Source organism: Priestia sp. FSL H7-0729 (assembly GCF_038005685.1).
Taxonomy (GTDB): Bacteria; Bacillota; Bacilli; order Paenibacillales; family Paenibacillaceae; genus Paenibacillus.
Map to the genome: position 1 here is coordinate 263,760 of NZ_JBBOTQ010000002.1, position 18,620 is coordinate 282,379.

The window sequence follows — 18,620 nt, forward strand, 5'->3', positions numbered from 1 at the left end:
GTAGCAACGTATTAAATAAACTTTGCCTTGGGAGTGATATCTAATGCAGGAACTTTTTAAGAAGATCATCAATACAGACGTCAAACCCTTATTGACCAAACACGGCTATTCCAAGAAAGATCTGAATTTCTACAAGGCGGATAAAAACCTCATATACAAGTTCAACGTTCAAAAATCAAAGTATAACAGCAGTAGGCATGTGCAGTTTTATATTAACTGTAGTGTCCATTCCACCGAGCTTGCGGAGTTGCAGTCCGTTGCATCGAGTGGGGCCATATTGGAGAACAAATCGCATTTCATCTGCCGGATCGAGGAAATAGTCCCATCCGCTCCGGACCACTATTCCCTAACGCCTGATGCTGATCAGGACGCTTTATCGAAAGAACTGGTTTCGCATTTGGAAGAGGGTATTTCATTCCTACACTCGCTAACAGGGGCCAGAGATATAGTCCATTATTATATGGCGAAGACAGCGCTACATTTAAGCGAAGAAACTTTCCGCTTCCTGCTACAAGCGGGCGATACGGAAGAAGCCAAGTATTATTTACAGCAACTACATGCCAAATACGGAGCCGAAAAGCGCTGGACGATATTTGAAAAGAAATATGCAACCATTTTTGCGGAGTATGGATTGTGATCTTTATGGTAAGAAAACAAGCTGAATTTAACAATAATAACAATTGCGATATTTTCCAGATAATATTTCTGATATAAAGATATTAATTTGGAAGGGCTGATAATCATGAGTAATATACGGGTTCTACTTTATATAATGTGTGCTCAATAGTTAGACCGAGATCAGCATCCAATTGGTGAAATTTAATCCTGAAGTATAAGCTCTTTAGAAAGTTCTTTATATTATTTTTTTGCCTAAACGAGGGCAGAAATTCCGGGTCTTTCTCGACATCACCAAAACGTTGAATCCATTGCTTTATGTAAGTCTGACTAAGCATCTTTCTATTTAAGACACTAATGATGGACTTCACCATTCTTTCATCTTCCCCATCGGAGTAAACGCGATCTGTGATGGTTGCCTTTTGATAAACTAGGTCGAGAATAGTTATGAGGTCAATTTCATCTAATTCAGTACATTGAGCCAAATCATCCAAAACATCTGCTGCATGTGCTATGGCATGAGCCCAGCCTTTTACTTCGTCATATCCACGGTAATCACGCTCTTTTTGTACATTATAGAATACGCTCTCTTTTATCCGATGAATGTGTTCTTTTGAGAGAAATGGTGATTCTCTATTCCTTGTGAAGAAGAGAGATACAACCAACATAGAGAAAGATCGAGTGAATACAGAGTCTGAATTTGTTTCACCAAGTCCAAAAAACAAATGGTTTTCATCCAAGACTATGGGTAAGACTTGTTCTAGTTCGTATATAGTCAGAGCATTACCAGGAATCCAATTCGACAAGGTTGTGTAAATTAATTCATCACGTAGTTGGGCATCCAAAGAACCGATGTTATGTATCATTTCTTGTACTAATGGAAATATGTCTAAAGGTGCTTGGTAGTCATTCTCTTTTATTAAGATTAATTTGTCTTTTAAATCCATTCTACACGCTCCTATGATTAAACTATCATTCAGATTGGCTTGGTTATATTATACAATTTCTAAGGAGAGATGCCCACATGGCAAATGACAAAGGAACACTTAGAACATGCGAACAAGGACATTCGTATTATAAAAAAAGTGACTGCCCAACCTGTCCAACGTGCGAAGCTGAACGTAAACCGACAGAGGGATTTCTAGCTTTGCTGTCAGCTCCTGCCAGACGCGCCTTGGTGAATGAAGGGATTATGACACTACTGCAACTTGCGGAGTACACGGAGAAAGAGATCCTGAAACTGCACGGAATCGGGCCATCTGCCATGCCTAAACTGCGAAACGCCTTGGAAGAAGAGGGATTATTGTTTAAGAAATAACCCTCTTGACTCCTCTCCATTAATCCAAACCAGAAGCTGAAATAATCTCCTCCATCGTTACCCGGTATAACAAGTTACCTTCACTGAGTAGCAGACGATGTTGGCGAAAATCCTGCCGTGCCTGCTTGAAGGACTTACCATCTTCATTTAGCAAATCAATCTTCTGCCCCTTGCTGAATTTACCGGGTTTCTCCATTTTCTTAAGTACAAACGTCCCATGTTTACCGTACCCGGCATCGAACAAGAAATGATAACCATCCGTACTGAAGCCGGAGGAACCGGATATGTTTGGATTCATCAATGTAACGTTGGGTTCATGGGTGCCACCTGAGATACAACCGAGTTCAAAATCGGTATAGAAGTAGAACCAGACCTGCTTCTCATTCACCACATTGAGTGCGTAACAATCCGCAATGTCAGCTTCACGATTTTCATACAGTTTATTCCCGTGCTTATCCCAAGCCAGCAGACCATATGATCCAATCGGATCGCTCCATCCATAGTTACCAAATACCCCTTCATCGAAGTAACTGGTCCAGATCGTTCCATTCTCTGTGACCTGCACACTCTGAATACCGTCTCCTAGCAAAAACTCACGGATCGTATTTCCGTCCAGATCACATACTTTGGCGTTCAGATCATAATGTTCATTGCCGTAATTCGTACAGCGTGCTCCGACCAGCAGCAGATGATCTTGTAATGGTTGTACGTAATGATAATTGAACGTTTGTCCCAAAATGACAACTTCCTCGATAGTTTGATCTGTCACAATAAGTACTTTGTACGTATAGCTTTGATTCAATTTACTTTGGACGAACATACCTCGTTTTCTTTCGGGAATCTGATTCATCAGCAGCACATAGACAAGGCCATCAACGCCCCACTGGGTGGAAACGATATCGAAGCCCTCGACATAATCTGAAATATCGGCAAAAGGCAAAAGGTTTACTTTGGGGTTGGACATATCCATATCCTCCTTTGTAGTCAAATGCTGAGTCACCATCTGCATCTGTATAAGAGGATTATGACGTACGAGTATTAAACTGAACATGGCGGAAGTATAGCGAAGGTCTTCTTTGGCTTTCACGGTGTATAAGTACGATGTTTCTGAAATGGAGGGTTCATCCTTGACACACGTAGTACAATAAGGAAGTTGTGTAAAATTCTATATAAGAGGAGGATGGGGAGGTAGCTCTAAGAAGTGTGAGTATACATACAACGCACGTGTAGTAAGGGGAAAGCAGTACCCGTAGATTTGATTTGCATGAGTACGATTACGTGGAAGACTTATCTCTGAAAAACTAAAATGTATAAGGAAGTGTTACCAAGTGGAACCACATATTCCAGAGCAAAAAACAGATTACCGTCCACTAGGTGTGTCGGGATTGGGTGGTTGGCTGATTCTCATCCAGATTGGATTATTTCTTACAGTAATTCTGCTTGCAGTGCAATTATTTCAACAGATCATACCCACATTCACAACTGAGACTTGGGAAATGCTAACTTTCAAACAATCAGATTATTATCACCCGCTATGGGGCCCAGTACTTATTTTTGAGATGGTGTACAATACGCTGTTTTTATTATTCAGTGTCTATACCATTTTTGCGTTTTATAGCAAGAAAGCTATATTGCCCCGTCTGATGATTATCTTCTATGGTCTCAGTCTGATTGTTGGAATTATTGATTACCTGTTATTACTCCAGATTCCATTGGCAAAAGAATTGGAAGATGGAAGCTCAATCAGAGATATTGCTAAATCTGTCATCACTTGTGCCATCTGGATTCCTTACTTTATCAAGTCGGAACGAGTTCATAATACATTTGTAAGATAAATGGGTTGCAGGAAATGCCCGATTTTGGATAGAAGCTATCTAAGGTCGGGTTTATTTGATTCCATGGAGAGCAGCTGTAAAAGTATCGATATATGTTAAGGAATCTGTGCAGTGGAATCTGAAAAGGAGGAGAGAGCTTGAAAATTTATCTGGTGAGGCACGGGATGGATGAGGAAGGCTATCGAGGCGGATGGAGTGAGCGTGGACTCACGGAACAGGGGATCAATCAATCCAAGAGACTGGGAGAGTATTTGCATCTTCATGCTGAGGAGTATGACATACATACCATCATGAGCAGTGATCTTCCTCGTGCAGTGCAGACAACACAGGAAATTGAGAAGAGATTAAACATGCGTGCTAGCTTTATGAAAGATTGGCGGGAGATGAATAACGGAGAGTTGGCAGGTATGCTTCATAAGGATGCTGAAGAGTATTACCCAGGAGTATATTTCAATACCCTTGAGATGGATTCGCCTTTTCCGGGAGGAGAAAGTCCAAGGAATTTTTATAACCGGATAAGCACATCTTTCGAGCGTCTTCTTAGAGATATAGAGGAACACACAGTCCAATCCAATGTTCTGTTAATTACTCATGGCGGAGTGATTAACATTCTGTATTATCTGCTTGAGAAGAGGGAATGGAGCAATCAGTCCAGCTTTTATCCCATGGACAACACCAGTGTACATACCGTTGAAAAGGGAGCACAGGGTTGGAAACTTAGAAGCGCAAATGTATTAAGTCATCTAGACTAGTTGTTTTACCTTGGAGAAAACTTGGATGAATCTCTGGATCACGGGATTTGTGGATTGAAGAACACCCTTGAGAATAAGGAGGAAAAGGATTATTTTATTGTTAATAAAAAGAATTACAAATGTAGTGTTAGTCGTCTCAATTCTTGTTTCTTTCTATTATTTGTATATTATGCTTGTTCATCTACCAACAGATGGTTTGGAATTAGCAGAATTAAAAATTAGATCCACTGTAGCATTAGGAGTTACGGCAATCGCTGCGTATATTAGATTAAAGTTATAGAAAGTATGATTTTACAACAGATGAGTTAGGCAATTTTGACCGAACTACTGTGAATATTTTAGTCCTAACAATCTCTGGGAGGGTGAATCTATGAAACCGATCGAAAGTTATTTTGCCCCATTTCCGATATTAGAAACTGAAAGAACGTTGCTCCGTCCCCTTACCTATGATGATCTGGATGATATGTATAGTTATTGTGTTGTACCTGCTGTCTCGGAGTTCACTACCTGGGACGCGCACAAGAGCAAAGAAGATACCAAAGCTTTTTTGGATTTTGTCATGAGCCGGTATGATGTGAATTTAATAGGCCCATGGGGCATTGAAGATAAACAAACCAAGCGGCTGATTGGGAGTTGTAACTATCTAGGGTGTGACAGCGATAACAGGAGAGTCGAGTTGGGATATGTGTTATCTGATCAATATTGGAATCAAGGCTACATGACCGAAGTGGTGAAACGAATCATCCAATTTGGATTTGAGGAAGTGGGATTAGAACGAATTCAGGCTCAATGTTTAGTGAAGAACACGGGCTCCGCGAAAGTAATGGAGAAGGCAGGCATGCAATTCGAAGGTGTGTTGAGGAAGTACATGAGGGTGAAAAATGAACTTCAGGATTTGAAGATGTATGCCATCGTAAAAGAAGATTTCTACTCTCAACAAGAAAAATAAAGAGGCAGATGCTGAGGGATTCTGGGATTACCCTACATCACATCTCACTGAAATTCAGAAATTATACAGCCTTACTGTATCAAAAGGTCAAGCTATCGTATTCTATATTGTCTAATCCAATAATCATATGAAAAGTTTTGGCCCATTCCTGCTTGTTAAGGAAATGGGTTTTATTATTTTTAACAACCAACGTACATAATGTCATATCGTGAACCTGATGCCTTTCGCTATAATCTTCAAGTTATTATAACTTGGAAGATTGAAGGAACTAGGAGGTACAACGAATTGACAGCCAAAAACAAATATAAATCACTCGAACTGGAAACACCCGGTGTGTATGAGCTGGAAGGACTTGAGGTGGGAGTGACATCGAACTGCAATTATAAATGCGACTACTGCTGCGCCTACAATCGGGATGATGGAGCATGCATTGATAGTCAGGAAGTCATCCGTATTATTAGTGAGCTTCCTCGTCTCAAGCGCGTGCGGTTGTCCGGGGGAGAAGTTACCCTGAAATACCAGGATTGCTTGGAGATCGTGACGTACTGTGCGGCACATGGCATCGATACACAATTGAACAGTAATGCCAGTCTGCTGACAGAAGAACGGATTCTTGCATTGCGTGATGCAGGATTGTCCAACATCCATATCTCGTTCAACTATACGGATGCAGAGGCCTATGCTGCGTACTACCGTGTGCATCCTCAGATGTATGAAAGACTGGAGCAGAATATCCGTATGTGTACGGAAGCCGGTCTGGAGACGGTACTGGAAACGTTACTGTTTGAAGGTAACCAAGCGAACATGCAGGCCATTAGCGATAAGGTGTATGATCTGGGTGTGCGCATCCATGAGATCCAGAACAGCATTAAGATGCCGCATACCGATTGGAGCCAGATTGTATCCAGAGAGTCCCTCGTTCGATCTGTAACGGGATTAATTGAACATAAAAAGCCAGATACTACTCTCTATTTTACCTGTATGGATCGGTTCGCTGAACAGTTGAATTTGCGGGAACAGCCGGGCGTGTATTTCTCTAATTGCGTGGATGGCACGAAACAACTTCACTTGCACGGCAACGGAGATATTCTCATCTGTGAGTTATGCCATCCTGTCGTGATTGGCAACATCTATAACGGAACGTCGTTGAAGGATATCTATGCCCAACAGCCACCGGCGTTAACGGAATTCTTGGAAAAGCGGCCTTGTCCCGCATATGATGCTCTTTTTGCAGACGCATAACAGGAAGACCTGTTGAAGATGTTTTGATATGTAAGCTGAACGAAACATGTACACGATATTAGTGACCTTTAGGGCTATATAGATTGAAAATTAAGGTGATCTGATTTCCTCAATTGGGAAAACGGATGGCCTTTTTTTATGGAATTATTCATTCACACAATAACAGCGATGGGAAGGTTGTTCTGTCATCACAGTGTCAGGGGGAATTTTCTTTAGTTCTAATTGGTTTCAGATTCATTTAAGCTACCCGGCCTAATATGGCCTTAAGAACTTAGATGAAGAGGTGAGCTTCACATGATGAAGATGTATCAGAAACCAAACCGGAAAGACCCACATAAAAGACCGATCTCCCCAAGAAAGCGCAGATGGTTCATCATCACACTTGTCATCGTACTTGCGGTAGGTGGAATCCTGTACAGCCTGGCTGACCGTTACCTGATCCGGCATGTGCAGGTCGTTGTAGCGGATGAGAACACGGCAACGGCAGTAACAGGTAACACGAATGATTCTAGCAGTACTCCGGCCACCGCAACTGAAGTGAATGCAACGTCAGATGATTGGAATTATTCGAGTGATGATATGAAGGTCCAGATCGAAAAGGTACAGACCGGTTCCGGCTCCGATCAGATTACGTATTATGTCGCCGATGTTCAGCTGACGGATGCGAGTAGCCTGCGAACCGCGCTGGCGGATAACAGCTTTGGAACGAACATTACCGAGAATACATCAGAGATTGCCGCAGCCAACAATGCGATCTTTGCCATTAATGGTGATTACTATGGATTCCGCGAGGATGGTGTCATTATTCGAAATGGAACATTGTACCGGGACAGCCCAACACGGGATGCACTGGCTCTGTTCAACGACGGAACGATGAAAACATATAACGAGAACGAGATATCTTCCTCGGAACTGCTGACCGAAGGTGCCACCAATACATTATCCTTTGGACCCGTTCTGATTCAGGATGGCGAGATTGTCAGTGATTTTAGCAGTGTGAAAATCGATAACAACTTCGGTAACCGCTCCATTCAAGACGCAAATCCAAGAACAGCGATCGGCATGATTGCTCCTAATCATTACGTATTTGTGGTGGTGGACGGACGGCAGGACAACAGCCGTGGCATGACCCTGGCAGAACTGGCCGATGTTATGAAAGGCCTCGGAGCAACAGAAGCCTACAATCTGGACGGCGGCGGTTCATCCACAATGTATTTTATGGGGCGAGTCGTTAATAATCCGCTGGGGCGTAACCAGGAACGTGGCGTAAGTGACATTCTATATCTGACGGAGGGACAAGCATCATGACGATATTAATTCCATCATATGAACCCGACGTGCGTTTACTGAATCTCATTCTGCAGTTACAGACATTTAAACTTGGACCCATTGTGATCGTAGACGATGGTAGTGGACCCGGTTACCGAGGAATTTTTGAAACGGCAGAAGCCTATGGATGTACGCTCCTGACACATCCCGTCAATCTGGGTAAGGGCAGGGCTTTGAAGACAGGATTTCAGTATATTAAAGAGTACGGACCTCAGGGCGGTGTAGTGTGTGCAGACAGTGACGGGCAGCATCTGCCACATGATATTAAGCGTATCTTCGAAGTATTGCTCGCACAAACGACACCCGGAATTGTACTCGGCAGTCGTCGATTCAGTGGTAAGATTCCAGTACGCAGCCGTTTCGGTAACACAGTCACACGGTCGGTTTTTTCCCTCACGACAGGTACCAAGGTATATGATACGCAAACGGGTCTACGCGGTTTTCCCTACTCCATGCTGGACTGGCTGAACCAGATTCCCGGGGATCGGTTTGAATACGAGATGAACATGCTGTTAACGGCACACAAGGAAGGGTATGAGATTACGGAGGAGTTTATTGATACGGTGTACCTGGATCACAATGAGTCCTCTCATTTCCGCCCACTGGTTGATTCGTTCCGGATCTATATGCCCATTCTGATGTTCAGCACATCTTCGGTACTGTCGGCTCTGATTGATTTTGCATTACTATTCGTTATTCAGTATTTCACGCATAACCTGTTTCTGTCGGTTGTTGCAGCACGATTGTGCAGCTCCATCTTCAACTATACGATCAATCGGAAATACGTGTTCTCCGCAGGACGAACCTCGAAGGTTCGGCAGTCTTTGCCCAAATATTTCTCACTTGTCCTGCTGGTGCTGCTATTAAACTATGGTTTACTGTATCTTTATAATGAAAAACTGATTATCCCACTGCTCGCAGCGAAGCTGTTGACCGAGGTGTCCATCTTTCTGTTCAGCTACTGGGCACAGCGTAGGTTTGTTTATTAACCCTAAAGAGAGAGTAAGCCTATGGCTTGCTCTTTTTTGTTGAAACGGTTTCATATGCACCCCGTTATAGGGTACGATGGAAAGGGAATGAATTTGAGCGTTAGATTGAAATAGAACACATAGGGGAGGATGATTATGTATCTTCGAAGTGTGGAACTTATGTCGGCCAAGATCGAGAATCGAGATCAATATCCTTTTGACATCCCCTCGCTACAGTCCTTGGAGCGCTTGGAGTTCAAGAATAACATTACTTTTTTTGTAGGTGAAAATGGTTCAGGGAAATCGACGCTGCTGGAAGGCATCGCTCATCAATGTGGATTCAATACCGCAGGGGGCGGCAGGAATAATAGCTATGAGACACATGCTTCGGAATCCTCGCTCGGGAATTATCTCAGGCTGGCATGGTTGCCCAAAATAACAAATGGCTTCTTCATGCGCTCGGAGTCCTTCTACCAGTTTGCATCACATGTCGATGAGATGCCGGAATCACTTCGATATTATGGAGGGCGTTCATTGCATGAACAATCTCATGGCGAGTCTTTTCTCAATCTGTTCGTCAACCGCTTCAGTTCCAAAGGCATCTATCTGCTCGACGAGCCCGAAGCCGCTCTATCTCCAGCAAGACAACTCTCGTTATTGCGTATCCTTCATGATCTGTCAGGCACTTCGCAATTCATTATTGCGACGCACTCCCCTATTCTGCTCGGATATCCGGGGGCAGAGATTTTAAGTTTTGATGATAGCCATATACAAGAGGTAGCCTATGAGGATACCGACCACTATCAGATTACCCGTAGTTTTCTGGAGAACCGCGACCGGATGCTGAACGAACTTTTTAAGGACTAAGTTAAGTTATCGGTGTAAACAAGGGAAGATACTAAACCATGTGACGTAAAATTGATTGTTGAGGAGAGATTGGATGAAAGTAGGTTTGCTGATTATTGATATGCAAGAGAGTATTGTGCGGAAAAAGATGGACCAGACTTCGATAGACCATGCCTGTGAGTATATTAATCATGTGGCTAATGTGCTGCGCACGAATAATCATAAGGTTGTTCACGTTCAGGATGTGGAAGGCATGGAAGAGGCAGCGCCAGATGAGTATCGCATTATTCCCGAGGTGGATGTGAATGAGAAGGATATCACGGTTACGAAGGAAGCATCCAATGCCTTCTGGCAGACCGAGCTGGAGCAGGTGTTGAAGAGTCACGGCATTGAACTATTGATCATCTCCGGTTTTGCCGCAGAGGAATGTGTTCTATTCACATACAACGGAGCCATGGAGCGAGGCTTTCGTCCGGTGATGTTGCAAAACGGAATTCTTAGCATACATCCCGAAGCGGTGACTTCAACGTACAGAGACCGCAATGTGATCTCATATCCTGTAGTTGATTATCTAATCCACTAAGTGTTGGCTAAATGCAAATGGAGGTGATGGAACGTGCCTGATTTTGCTTTTGTCTTATTGATCTCTTTGGCAGGAGTTGTCTTTGGCGTACAAGGATTGAAGAAAAAATCTCCAGTGATGATGTACATCAGTGTAATATTTATTTTCTTGCCCATACTGCTTTTCATGGATTGGATGACTTTCTTACCTTTGGTTGCTCCGGCAGCACTTGCCATTGGATATTTGGTCAAAAATAAAGATAAGAACGATAATCGGACTCTCTAGGGGGTCTTTTTTTTCATTAATAGATATGTCCACTGTGAAAGTAAGGTTACTCTATGGTTAAAACCAAACTTTGCCTATATCTGCTGGGGTTGAAACGATATATTGAGAACAGGACCGAGCAAGCGCTTTGGAACTAACCCATTAACTAAGGGAGATGTGCAATGAAGATGAATGTACAAATTACGAGTATTTTGGCAGAACAAAAGGAATTGTTTCTCAATCTGTACAACTTGTATTTATATGATCTGTCCGAATTCTCGGGCGAAGATCTGCTGGCAGAGGGTACATACGATCCAACCAACACGTATCTATATTTGGAACGCGATGAATTGCATCCGTTTTTGATTCAGTATGAAGGGAAAGTGATTGGATTCGTCTTGGTGTGTTCACCTCCATATGTGCCGGAAGATGTGGATTATACCGTGCAGGAGCTATTTCTGGTCAAAAAGTATCGCGGACAGGGACTGGCAGCACAAGCAGTTGACTTGGTTTTTGCTCAGTTTCAGGGTACATTCAAAGTAGAACAGCTGGCTAACAATGCGGCAGCAGTTTCGTTCTGGAAAAAGTATTATGAGCATCATCAGATTGAATATACGGAGTCTGAATATAACATTGAGATTGACAACATCGCTGGCAGCCACCGGATTTTGTCCCAAACTTTTATGCATGGAAGAGCGAAATAATATGTAACTTAGAAGGTGATTAGCTTGTATATTATCGTAGCAAATAAGGGGAAGTTGAAGTGGATTTCTGGTGTGTTTCAGGCAGAAGAGGTAGCTAGACAGTACATGGATCTAATACCTGACGAGCTTAAGAAATACCAGGAATTCATTCAGATAGGGAACATCACCTTTCCTTTTTATATTATAGAGCGTCAGGAATCTCCATTTAGGTTTCTCGGCAAAGATGAAGTGATTTCACTTTTTGATAATACAGATGTGTCAGATGACGAAGATGAGGTGCACTTCAATATCTACACGGTGGATTCAGATTATAGACCGAAGAAACCTGGAATAGATTACATGGGGGCACTGAGGCATGATCATGTGACCAATGAATTTATAGAAATGTATCGTAAAGAGGGAACAAAGTTTCTGAGAAAACGTAAGGTTCTTTAAATGTTATGAATTTTTCAGGTCCGATTTGCTTCTCCTGATTTGGGAGGTAGATAGGATTTTTTTCAATTTTCATTTACCAATACATGGGTTATGATGAATTAAGAGGAGTCAATGGGAGTGATCGTGTAAGGGGACCACCAGAAGCAACTCAACAGAGAGGGGCAGAGATATGACTAGTCGTATTGTAGTTACGGGTGGAGCTATTATTCGAGATCATATGGGAAGGGTTCTAATACAAAAGAGATCAGATTATGGAGATTGGGGATTACCAGGTGGGGGTATGGAGCCAGGTGAACGAATCGAAGAAACCATGATTAGAGAAGTGAAAGAGGAAACAGGGCTTGACGTGACTTCTTATAAATTGTCCTCCATCTATACGGGCGAGAGAATGCACTATACGTATCCGGATGGAAATGAAGTAGTATTTGTAATGTTTTTATTTGACGTTATTGCGGAGTTGGATGGGAAACTCTGTGATGATCAAGTAACTCTCTTATTTGAAGATGAACAAAAGGAGTCATTACAGCTTGTTTTCAGATATCTTGATGAGATTTCATTTCCACAATAAACAATGTGCAGAAGCCCATATTTGTAGATTTGAAGCAAGGAGAGTCTGAACTATTACGCGAGTGATAGCGTTAATACAGTCGTTTACATGATATCGAAAGGAGTTTTTATATTGCCTTGGCCTATGGTTCATTTTGCAATTGCATCCGAATTGATCTCCGAGCCATCCCCTGAATTGTTATTAGGAAGCCTCGCTCCAGATTCCATCCATGTAAGAACCAATCTTCGTACCGAAAAGGCAAAAACCCATCTCATGCGAGAGGCAGGAAGGTTCGCCACAGACGAAGAACTTGGAGTCTTTTTTGAGTCAAACAAACCGTTAGCTTGTAGTGATCCCAAATTCATGCAATATCTGTGCGGTTACATCGCCCACATCTATACGGATCGCGTGTGGACATTCGATATCTACCCTGCGTATGAAGTCCACCCCAATGGAAGAAGCGTATATACACAGGATGTTAAGAAGCTGGAGTTTATGATTTTACGGAATCGGAACAAGGCTAACGATTGGTTAAATGAGCTGAACGTGGGGAGAGCATTTAATTTAGGTGGATTGCTGGAAGCTGAGGTGTATCAGTATAGAGGAGAGAAACTGGAGTTTTTGGCTAACCCTGACAACGAACCTTCGGGTGACTACAATATTATATCCATGGAAGCTATGGAAGAGTTCATACATACAACAGGATTAGCCCTAAAACAATTGTATACGGAATGGAACGTGTATGAAGCTTTATTCAGCAATGCCCAAGTAAGGAGGAGTATGTCTGAAGGTATACAGGAAACAAGTCCGCAAAATTGTAGTGAATGATGCACTCTTCCTGTACGTTGTGGATGAGCAAGCATACAATATCATCATTCGGATTTATTCGAATGCGCTTAAATCTACTTTTATAGAGTTCGATGTGGCTTGGGAAGACACATGGGATATATTTGTCTATGAACCCAAACTGATATCCAACCTTATTCAATATGCTATAAGACAAGGGTGGGACTACCAACAGAAGAATAACAAAATGAAATTTAACAACGCGACCAGCATTGTAAGAGTTTTTATAGCAGAGAAACAAACATGATCATAAGGCACGTGGACACAAATTGAAAGCACGTCTCCTGCTCCTCAATTCACCTAATTTTAAATTAGAATGTAATGAAAAGGTATCGTCTCCAGTTAATCTTGCATCATAGAATCACATCAAGGAGGATGACTATGGACATTGTTATGACGCTTGAGCAGCACGGGTGGCTGGATATTACGATTCAACCTAATCAAGGAGAACAGATTGAGATTCCCGTGTCTTTTTTGTCGGATGCGGTTGAGGATATAGCACGTCAATTCGTTGCATTGCATAAGGGAGCCACAGAGGTAACCATGACCATGCAGACCGAACCTGGGGAGTATCGATTCTGGATTAAGAAACGATCACAGACGATGGTTCAATTCATGGTGTATGAGATGAGTGATAATTTTAGCCCGGAAGCCGTCACAAAGGGCCGTTTACTTATGTCCGAGGAGTTAACCTTGGTCAAGTTGACTAAGCTGTTCTACAGAGAACTGAGCAAAATGAAGGAATTGGGACTGGAGGAATATCACAAACGGTGGAGTTTTGATTTCCCTCTGAATGCCTATGAGCGGATAGGAAGGGTCGTCCAGATCCGATGAAATTGAAAGTTTATGACGAGAAGGAGGAGTGACGTGGTCAACATATATAAAGGCAGATATTCAGCTCAGATCGAGGGAGAATTTGTTGTTTTTATCATCGGAATGAGGATTAATCGTCTGTGGGCTATACATAAATGGCTGCCTGTTCTACAGTCCATGGGCCCGATGATTAAAGAGCTGTATATGAATCCGGAGACCGGATTTCTGAGTACAGAGTATTTTATAAGCTGGCGTGGGGTGACGTTACTTCAATATTGGCGGTCATATGATGAATTGGAGAAATACGCACGGGGCGGACTGCACTTGGAAGCCTGGAAAAGATTCAACCGCTCCATTGGTTCCGATGGAACAGTAGGGATCTATCACGAAACATACAAGGCTCAATCGGGTTCCTTCGAGACCATATACGCCAACATGCCCGAATTCGGATTAGCTAAAGCGTCTGAACATGTGCCTTCGACAGGGAAAATGGAGACATCCAGACGCCGAATGGGCGGTGAGAATGAACCGGCAGTGGAAACACCAGAGAATCCATAAAGTGGTGAATAGAGAGGAGCATATTATGAAGGCTGGACTTCGACCAGAAGATATACATTCCAAGCAACTTAGCTGGCTGTGTGTTGAACCCATGCTTGTTTCGGTACGGGGCAGAGATATGGCAGCAAAAACAGAACTATACCGACAGTTAAACGAAGGGCAACAAGCATTATTTCTGTTCTATTCCTATCACAATCACACGAAGAGTCTGGCAGAATTTTATTGGTTTTCGGCGTGTAACATCACTCAGATCAAAAGTTGGAATGGGATTAAAAATGGGATGCGCTTTTTTCATTTAGATGAGATGGTGACCGTACTGGACCAGATTGAATGTCTGATTACGGACCAAAACAAAGTGGGTGAAGCGTGGCGTGAGGTGCTGGCAACTGATCTGGAGAAGGACCCGATCTTGCTTCAGAGAACAGAGGTGTTGTATGCGAACTATCAGACCGTGGCGCAAGCAGCTATTGCATACATGAACGAGATGATCCTGCAAAATCAGGAGATGTATTTGGAGATCGAGTAGGTTAAGGCAGCACCTTGATAAAAGAAGAATAGCTCATGCCTTGAATACTCTGGATGAGTACATAGACGAACTGCTCCTACGGAGTGGTTTTTTTATTGTCTACATAGTGCCGATGCAACAAACTTGCAAAATCCTGCAACAAAACGCAATACAGTGGGATTGTTGTAACTATGCTTGTAATATGAGTTGTGAGAGGAGGGCCAACACATGAAAGTCATTTTTGAAGAGGATACGGCTGTTGAAAAAAGGTTAGCCAAGGTCATTACACATCCAGAGGAGAAGTCGAAGTGGGATCGTATTCAGAAGGCGATCTGCGAATCGGAAACTCAATTAACGGTCATCCATGCCAAGAATAATCGCAATATACAGATTCAATTGAGCTCGGTGGTTGCCTTTGAATCAGAGGATCGGATGTGCTGTGTCCGGGTGATCTCAGGTGAGAGGTACTTGCTACCTAAACGTCTGAAATTTGTGGAGGAGGATCTGGATGACGTTCATTTTGTGAAAATCAATAATCAGACCATCATCAATACTCGGTACATCACCGCATTCTCTGCAACAGATCATGCCCGAATTAAGGTTGACCTGAGCGATAGCTCCAGTTACTTCGTCAGCCGATTTTATATTAAAAACTTTAGGGGGAAATTATCATGATTACTCAACTTAGACATTCTTTTTTTCAAGTATTCACTATAATGACGCTATGGGTCACGCTCTTGGCAACCATATTCTTTGGAGATCTGCCCATTCAGATGTCCTATTTATGGAACATAGCTGGTATTGCTTTCATTGCTGCTATAGTGTTTGGAATGATGTATAACCTACTATGGAACCATTTTACGTTAAAACCGGTATGGAATATCGTCATCTCTTCCACATTCAATATTGCAGGAGGTATGGCGATGGTATGGTTATTCTCGGTAGACATGTTCCAGTTCATCGCTCCCTGGTTCCCCGGCATGTGGTTATTATCCATCGTGCTGCACATCATCGCTTTTTATTTTTATGCTAGAATAGATAGCAGGAAAAAAGCGGAAGAGTTAAATAACATTCTCAAGTAGGCAGGGAGTGCATGTATGAACGAGGAAGAACTGTTGCAGCTGTACGGATTGGAACCTGATGAGCTTAACCGGAAGGACATCCGACAGCTGCTACACCAAGAGATAGAGAACCGACAGTCAGAGGATAACGAAGTTCTGAAACTGTTGTGCATTATGTTGTTCTGTATTGGGAATGTAGAGGACACTACGCTGATCTGGCAGGCCAAACAAAAGAATCAGGATACGAGCAGTTATATTGATGTGCAGTTATTATGTGGTGCAGGATATAAGGAGACCTTGTTTTATCTGGAAAAGATGGACGGGGAACAGGCGAACAAGGAGTTGCTGTGCCTTAGACAATGCGAGCCGTATGATTTTGTTAATTTCTCAAGAATGGGTCTTGGACTACAAACGATATTACGGTGTCTGAGAATAAACGAGTTAAACAGCTTACTGGAAGGAGAGGATTATGCCAAGTTTGCCTGACAACATTATATTAAGTTGGTGTTTTCAATGTATTTGGAAGCATAAGTTGGCCTTGAGTCCTCATTAGGACGACTTAATTAAATTTAGACAGTCTGCAGGTAATCGGCTGTCTTTTTTATTAAACTAACTGGCAGGTTAGTTTAATGAAACTATGAGTTGCAATTTGAAGAGTATTTTCAACCACAATTTGATATACATAAATAAGTTCCTGAATTACTATTCATTTTAGGAGGTGAAACAATGATAAATATTAAGCGGGTCGGGGAGATCATAGCAAGGAACCGTAAAGAGTTATCCATGACGCAAACACAACTTGGTGAGGTTTTAAAAGTTAGTCATCAGGCTGTTTCAAAGTGGGAGAGAGGTGAATGTTTACCTGATATTGATATATTAGTTCAATTAGCCAAGATATTTAATAATACAGTCGATTATTTCCTAACTCAAGAAGAGAATGATGCTCATACAAGTAGAAAGAACATACTTAATAACAAGGACGACATTTGGAAATCAGTTCTAGAAAAAATAAAAGACCAAATCTCTCAGCCAAGCTTTGATAGGTGGTTTACAGATACTAAAGCAATTCAAATTGACAACACCCTCATTATTTCAGGTCAAGATCAGTTTACCACAGACTGGTTATATCAAAGGTACTCCCATATGATTTCAAAAACTATAGATGAAATTAGAGGGGATAATGATTTAGAGGTAACTTTTCTTTTTTCTAAAGGAACTATACAGAACCATAAAGTTTGACTCTTCTTAATTAACGGGAAACGTTAGTTGAAAAGTCAATGAGCAATCTGTAGATTGTAGACTGTTCATATTTCATGAGTTATCCATTTGTTTTTGAAGATATCAAAATCATAATGAAGTGCTCATCACATATTGGAAGCATAATTTCACCAAATGGAAAACCTATGGGTTAAGTCGCAAGAAACGGGGTGAATTCGATGAGGCGTGAATATTCACAGCATGGCGTAAAGAGGGGCGCAGGACCAAGAACGGCCATGGTTGTGTTGGTTGTTCTGATCGTTATTCTAGTCATGACCAATCCAAACGAAGAGGATTTTGTTGCCTGGCTATCAAGTGAACATGGCATCCATGCTTCGTATAATGTGAATGAAGGCAATACGTTTACGCAGACAATCGACGGTGACGAAAAGAGGCTTCATTACAAAGGTGGACATATACGCCATATGGGAATCTTTTCAACGTATAGTTATCTTTTCTCGGATCATGAAGAAAAAGAAATCCGGATTGAAGCGGTTGGCATAATGAAAATGATATTTAATAGATAGTTAGATTCACTATGGATAGTTAAAAAGTTAGGAAAAAGTTCTGCTGATATCCACGCTCTATGCATGATGTAACTTGTGCAGAGAAGCGTGATTTGGCGTGAGATGCCTTATGTGCAGAAATGGCTAATTTCGTTCGTTCGCAAATCCCACATTATGGGTTATGATGTACCTTGAGAGAAAATTTTACATAGATAGGAAGTCTTCTTATGTAGACGATTGCTGATTGGAGGACGGAATATGAAAAAGTTAATCCTAGTTTCATTATTGTTTTTACTTCTGGTGGCTTGTCAGAACCAGGGAAACACTGACGATGCACAGCAAACAATAGATTCCTCAACCTTAAATGTCACAGAAAATGAGACACAACAGAATGAAGAAATATCGACATCCCAAGAGAAGGAAGACACTCCACCAGAGTATCTCGATGAAACAAACTATAACGGGGATCAATTGGAAATTGTCAAACTGATGAATGCCCGCATGCGTTATTTATACGAGAAGGATGAAGCAGCATATATGAGTCTGATTGATCCTGAATCTCCTATATTGGGTATGGGAAGATACAAAATTTTCAAGGTTACTTCCATAGCGACATAACGATACAGGAGCAAAGGAAGCTCTATCAGGCAGTGGTGATGATTAACGAGTTAAATGAGAACGACGAAGAGTATAGCAATACGATGGTGT

26 protein-coding genes are annotated in these 18,620 nt (G+C 42.0%); 24 read left to right on the forward strand and 2 right to left on the reverse strand.

Annotated features, from left to right (window positions below; translation table 11 throughout):
* Nucleotides 1–43 precede the first annotated feature (43 nt).
* Nucleotides 44–637: a DUF4304 domain-containing protein gene (locus tag MHH93_RS07565; protein WP_500053524.1), complete on the forward strand. Its 594-nt coding sequence runs from the start codon at nucleotides 44–46 to the stop codon at nucleotides 635–637.
* A gap of 103 nt (nucleotides 638–740) precedes the next feature.
* On the opposite strand, the gene MHH93_RS07570 is transcribed toward MHH93_RS07565, so the two are convergent.
* Nucleotides 741–1,562, reverse strand: coding sequence for a DUF2785 domain-containing protein (locus MHH93_RS07570; RefSeq protein ID WP_500053525.1), 822 nt, complete (start codon nucleotides 1,560–1,562; stop codon nucleotides 741–743).
* Nucleotides 1,563–1,639: 77 nt separating this feature from the next.
* Between MHH93_RS07570 and MHH93_RS07575 the strand changes: the two genes are divergently transcribed.
* Complete coding sequence (locus MHH93_RS07575) at nucleotides 1,640–1,933, forward strand: RNA polymerase alpha subunit C-terminal domain-containing protein (RefSeq protein WP_500053526.1); 294 nt, start codon at nucleotides 1,640–1,642, stop codon at nucleotides 1,931–1,933.
* Between the two features lie 19 nt (nucleotides 1,934–1,952).
* Here the strand turns inward: MHH93_RS07575 and MHH93_RS07580 are convergent, their stop codons facing one another.
* Nucleotides 1,953–2,897, reverse strand: coding sequence for a hypothetical protein (locus MHH93_RS07580; protein WP_500053527.1), 945 nt, complete (start codon nucleotides 2,895–2,897; stop codon nucleotides 1,953–1,955).
* A 364-nt stretch (nucleotides 2,898–3,261) separates the two neighbouring features.
* On the opposite strand from MHH93_RS07580, the gene MHH93_RS07585 reads away from it, so the two are divergent.
* The 22 genes from MHH93_RS07585 to MHH93_RS07690 all read left to right on the forward strand — a co-directional run bounded on the left by MHH93_RS07585 (nucleotide 3,262) and on the right by MHH93_RS07690 (nucleotide 18,530).
* Entirely contained in the window at nucleotides 3,262–3,768 is a 507-nt protein-coding gene (locus MHH93_RS07585) for a DUF2569 domain-containing protein (protein WP_500053528.1), read from the forward strand.
* Between the two features lie 137 nt (nucleotides 3,769–3,905).
* Nucleotides 3,906–4,520, forward strand: a complete 615-nt coding sequence (locus MHH93_RS07590) for a histidine phosphatase family protein (protein WP_500053529.1) — start codon at nucleotides 3,906–3,908, stop codon at nucleotides 4,518–4,520.
* Nucleotides 4,521–4,890: 370 nt separating this feature from the next.
* Nucleotides 4,891–5,469: a GNAT family N-acetyltransferase gene (locus tag MHH93_RS07595; RefSeq protein ID WP_500053530.1), complete on the forward strand. Its 579-nt coding sequence runs from the start codon at nucleotides 4,891–4,893 to the stop codon at nucleotides 5,467–5,469.
* A 285-nt stretch (nucleotides 5,470–5,754) separates the two neighbouring features.
* Nucleotides 5,755–6,711, forward strand: a complete 957-nt coding sequence (locus tag MHH93_RS07600; RefSeq protein WP_500053531.1) for a radical SAM protein — start codon at nucleotides 5,755–5,757, stop codon at nucleotides 6,709–6,711.
* Between the two features lie 294 nt (nucleotides 6,712–7,005).
* Nucleotides 7,006–8,019, forward strand: coding sequence for a phosphodiester glycosidase family protein (locus tag MHH93_RS07605; protein ID WP_500053532.1), 1,014 nt, complete (start codon nucleotides 7,006–7,008; stop codon nucleotides 8,017–8,019).
* Nucleotides 8,016–9,029, forward strand: a complete 1,014-nt coding sequence (locus MHH93_RS07610) for a GtrA family protein (RefSeq protein ID WP_500053533.1) — start codon at nucleotides 8,016–8,018, stop codon at nucleotides 9,027–9,029. The genes MHH93_RS07605 and MHH93_RS07610 overlap by 4 nt, the downstream gene beginning before the upstream one ends.
* 135 nt (nucleotides 9,030–9,164) lie before the next feature.
* Nucleotides 9,165–9,875, forward strand: coding sequence for an AAA family ATPase (locus MHH93_RS07615; protein WP_500053534.1), 711 nt, complete (start codon nucleotides 9,165–9,167; stop codon nucleotides 9,873–9,875).
* A gap of 73 nt (nucleotides 9,876–9,948) precedes the next feature.
* The gene (locus MHH93_RS07620) at nucleotides 9,949–10,437 is read left to right on the forward strand and encodes a cysteine hydrolase family protein (protein WP_500053535.1); all 489 of its coding nucleotides are present in this window, start codon (nucleotides 9,949–9,951) and stop codon (nucleotides 10,435–10,437) included.
* Between the two features lie 33 nt (nucleotides 10,438–10,470).
* Complete coding sequence (locus MHH93_RS07625; protein ID WP_500053536.1) at nucleotides 10,471–10,701, forward strand: hypothetical protein; 231 nt, start codon at nucleotides 10,471–10,473, stop codon at nucleotides 10,699–10,701.
* 161 nt (nucleotides 10,702–10,862) lie between these two features.
* Nucleotides 10,863–11,384: a GNAT family N-acetyltransferase gene (locus MHH93_RS07630; RefSeq protein WP_500053537.1), complete on the forward strand. Its 522-nt coding sequence runs from the start codon at nucleotides 10,863–10,865 to the stop codon at nucleotides 11,382–11,384.
* A gap of 24 nt (nucleotides 11,385–11,408) precedes the next feature.
* Complete coding sequence (locus tag MHH93_RS07635; protein ID WP_500053538.1) at nucleotides 11,409–11,819, forward strand: hypothetical protein; 411 nt, start codon at nucleotides 11,409–11,411, stop codon at nucleotides 11,817–11,819.
* Nucleotides 11,820–11,988: 169 nt separating this feature from the next.
* Nucleotides 11,989–12,387 carry an NUDIX domain-containing protein gene (locus MHH93_RS07640; protein WP_500053539.1) on the forward strand — a complete coding sequence of 133 codons (399 nt, stop codon included), beginning with the start codon at nucleotides 11,989–11,991 and terminating at the stop codon, nucleotides 12,385–12,387.
* A 111-nt stretch (nucleotides 12,388–12,498) separates the two neighbouring features.
* A complete protein-coding gene (locus tag MHH93_RS07645) occupies nucleotides 12,499–13,194 on the forward strand; it encodes a hypothetical protein (protein WP_500053540.1) in 696 nt (231 codons plus the stop codon).
* Between the two features lie 399 nt (nucleotides 13,195–13,593).
* Complete coding sequence (locus MHH93_RS07650) at nucleotides 13,594–14,046, forward strand: hypothetical protein (protein WP_500053541.1); 453 nt, start codon at nucleotides 13,594–13,596, stop codon at nucleotides 14,044–14,046.
* 33 nt (nucleotides 14,047–14,079) lie between these two features.
* On the forward strand, nucleotides 14,080–14,583 hold the full coding sequence (locus MHH93_RS07655) for a DUF4188 domain-containing protein (protein ID WP_500053542.1): 504 nt from the start codon (nucleotides 14,080–14,082) through the stop codon (nucleotides 14,581–14,583).
* A gap of 25 nt (nucleotides 14,584–14,608) precedes the next feature.
* Nucleotides 14,609–15,109, forward strand: a complete 501-nt coding sequence (locus MHH93_RS07660; protein WP_500053543.1) for a hypothetical protein — start codon at nucleotides 14,609–14,611, stop codon at nucleotides 15,107–15,109.
* Nucleotides 15,110–15,316: 207 nt separating this feature from the next.
* Nucleotides 15,317–15,763, forward strand: coding sequence for a LytTR family DNA-binding domain-containing protein (locus MHH93_RS07665; RefSeq protein WP_500053545.1), 447 nt, complete (start codon nucleotides 15,317–15,319; stop codon nucleotides 15,761–15,763).
* A complete protein-coding gene (locus MHH93_RS07670) occupies nucleotides 15,760–16,170 on the forward strand; it encodes a hypothetical protein (RefSeq protein WP_500053546.1) in 411 nt (136 codons plus the stop codon). Before MHH93_RS07665 ends, MHH93_RS07670 begins: the two co-directional genes overlap by 4 nt.
* A 15-nt stretch (nucleotides 16,171–16,185) precedes the next feature.
* Entirely contained in the window at nucleotides 16,186–16,635 is a 450-nt protein-coding gene (locus MHH93_RS07675; protein WP_500053547.1) for a hypothetical protein, read from the forward strand.
* 240 nt (nucleotides 16,636–16,875) lie between these two features.
* The gene (locus tag MHH93_RS07680; RefSeq protein WP_500053548.1) at nucleotides 16,876–17,388 is read left to right on the forward strand and encodes a helix-turn-helix domain-containing protein; all 513 of its coding nucleotides are present in this window, start codon (nucleotides 16,876–16,878) and stop codon (nucleotides 17,386–17,388) included.
* Nucleotides 17,389–17,585: 197 nt separating this feature from the next.
* Nucleotides 17,586–17,933, forward strand: coding sequence for a hypothetical protein (locus MHH93_RS07685; protein WP_500053549.1), 348 nt, complete (start codon nucleotides 17,586–17,588; stop codon nucleotides 17,931–17,933).
* A gap of 237 nt (nucleotides 17,934–18,170) precedes the next feature.
* Nucleotides 18,171–18,530 carry a hypothetical protein gene (locus MHH93_RS07690; RefSeq protein WP_500053550.1) on the forward strand — a complete coding sequence of 120 codons (360 nt, stop codon included), beginning with the start codon at nucleotides 18,171–18,173 and terminating at the stop codon, nucleotides 18,528–18,530.
* The last annotated feature ends 90 nt before the right edge of the window (nucleotides 18,531–18,620 follow it).

Coding starts and splice junctions, on each gene's coding strand:
- MHH93_RS07565 (WP_500053524.1), top strand. CDS start 44: ATGCAGGAACTTTTTAAGAAGATCATCAATACAGACGTCAAACCCTTA.
- MHH93_RS07570 (WP_500053525.1), bottom strand. CDS start 1,562: ATGGATTTAAAAGACAAATTAATCTTAATAAAAGAGAATGACTACCAA.
- MHH93_RS07575 (WP_500053526.1), top strand. CDS start 1,640: ATGGCAAATGACAAAGGAACACTTAGAACATGCGAACAAGGACATTCG.
- MHH93_RS07580 (WP_500053527.1), bottom strand. CDS start 2,897: ATGTCCAACCCCAAAGTAAACCTTTTGCCTTTTGCCGATATTTCAGAT.
- MHH93_RS07595 (WP_500053530.1), top strand. CDS start 4,891: ATGAAACCGATCGAAAGTTATTTTGCCCCATTTCCGATATTAGAAACT.
- MHH93_RS07605 (WP_500053532.1), top strand. CDS start 7,006: ATGATGAAGATGTATCAGAAACCAAACCGGAAAGACCCACATAAAAGA.
- MHH93_RS07610 (WP_500053533.1), top strand. CDS start 8,016: ATGACGATATTAATTCCATCATATGAACCCGACGTGCGTTTACTGAAT.
- MHH93_RS07615 (WP_500053534.1), top strand. CDS start 9,165: ATGTATCTTCGAAGTGTGGAACTTATGTCGGCCAAGATCGAGAATCGA.
- MHH93_RS07620 (WP_500053535.1), top strand. CDS start 9,949: ATGAAAGTAGGTTTGCTGATTATTGATATGCAAGAGAGTATTGTGCGG.
- MHH93_RS07630 (WP_500053537.1), top strand. CDS start 10,863: ATGAAGATGAATGTACAAATTACGAGTATTTTGGCAGAACAAAAGGAA.
- MHH93_RS07640 (WP_500053539.1), top strand. CDS start 11,989: ATGACTAGTCGTATTGTAGTTACGGGTGGAGCTATTATTCGAGATCAT.
- MHH93_RS07650 (WP_500053541.1), top strand. CDS start 13,594: ATGGACATTGTTATGACGCTTGAGCAGCACGGGTGGCTGGATATTACG.
- MHH93_RS07660 (WP_500053543.1), top strand. CDS start 14,609: ATGAAGGCTGGACTTCGACCAGAAGATATACATTCCAAGCAACTTAGC.
- MHH93_RS07665 (WP_500053545.1), top strand. CDS start 15,317: ATGAAAGTCATTTTTGAAGAGGATACGGCTGTTGAAAAAAGGTTAGCC.
- MHH93_RS07670 (WP_500053546.1), top strand. CDS start 15,760: ATGATTACTCAACTTAGACATTCTTTTTTTCAAGTATTCACTATAATG.
- MHH93_RS07675 (WP_500053547.1), top strand. CDS start 16,186: ATGAACGAGGAAGAACTGTTGCAGCTGTACGGATTGGAACCTGATGAG.
- MHH93_RS07680 (WP_500053548.1), top strand. CDS start 16,876: ATGATAAATATTAAGCGGGTCGGGGAGATCATAGCAAGGAACCGTAAA.
- MHH93_RS07685 (WP_500053549.1), top strand. CDS start 17,586: ATGAGGCGTGAATATTCACAGCATGGCGTAAAGAGGGGCGCAGGACCA.
- MHH93_RS07690 (WP_500053550.1), top strand. CDS start 18,171: ATGAAAAAGTTAATCCTAGTTTCATTATTGTTTTTACTTCTGGTGGCT.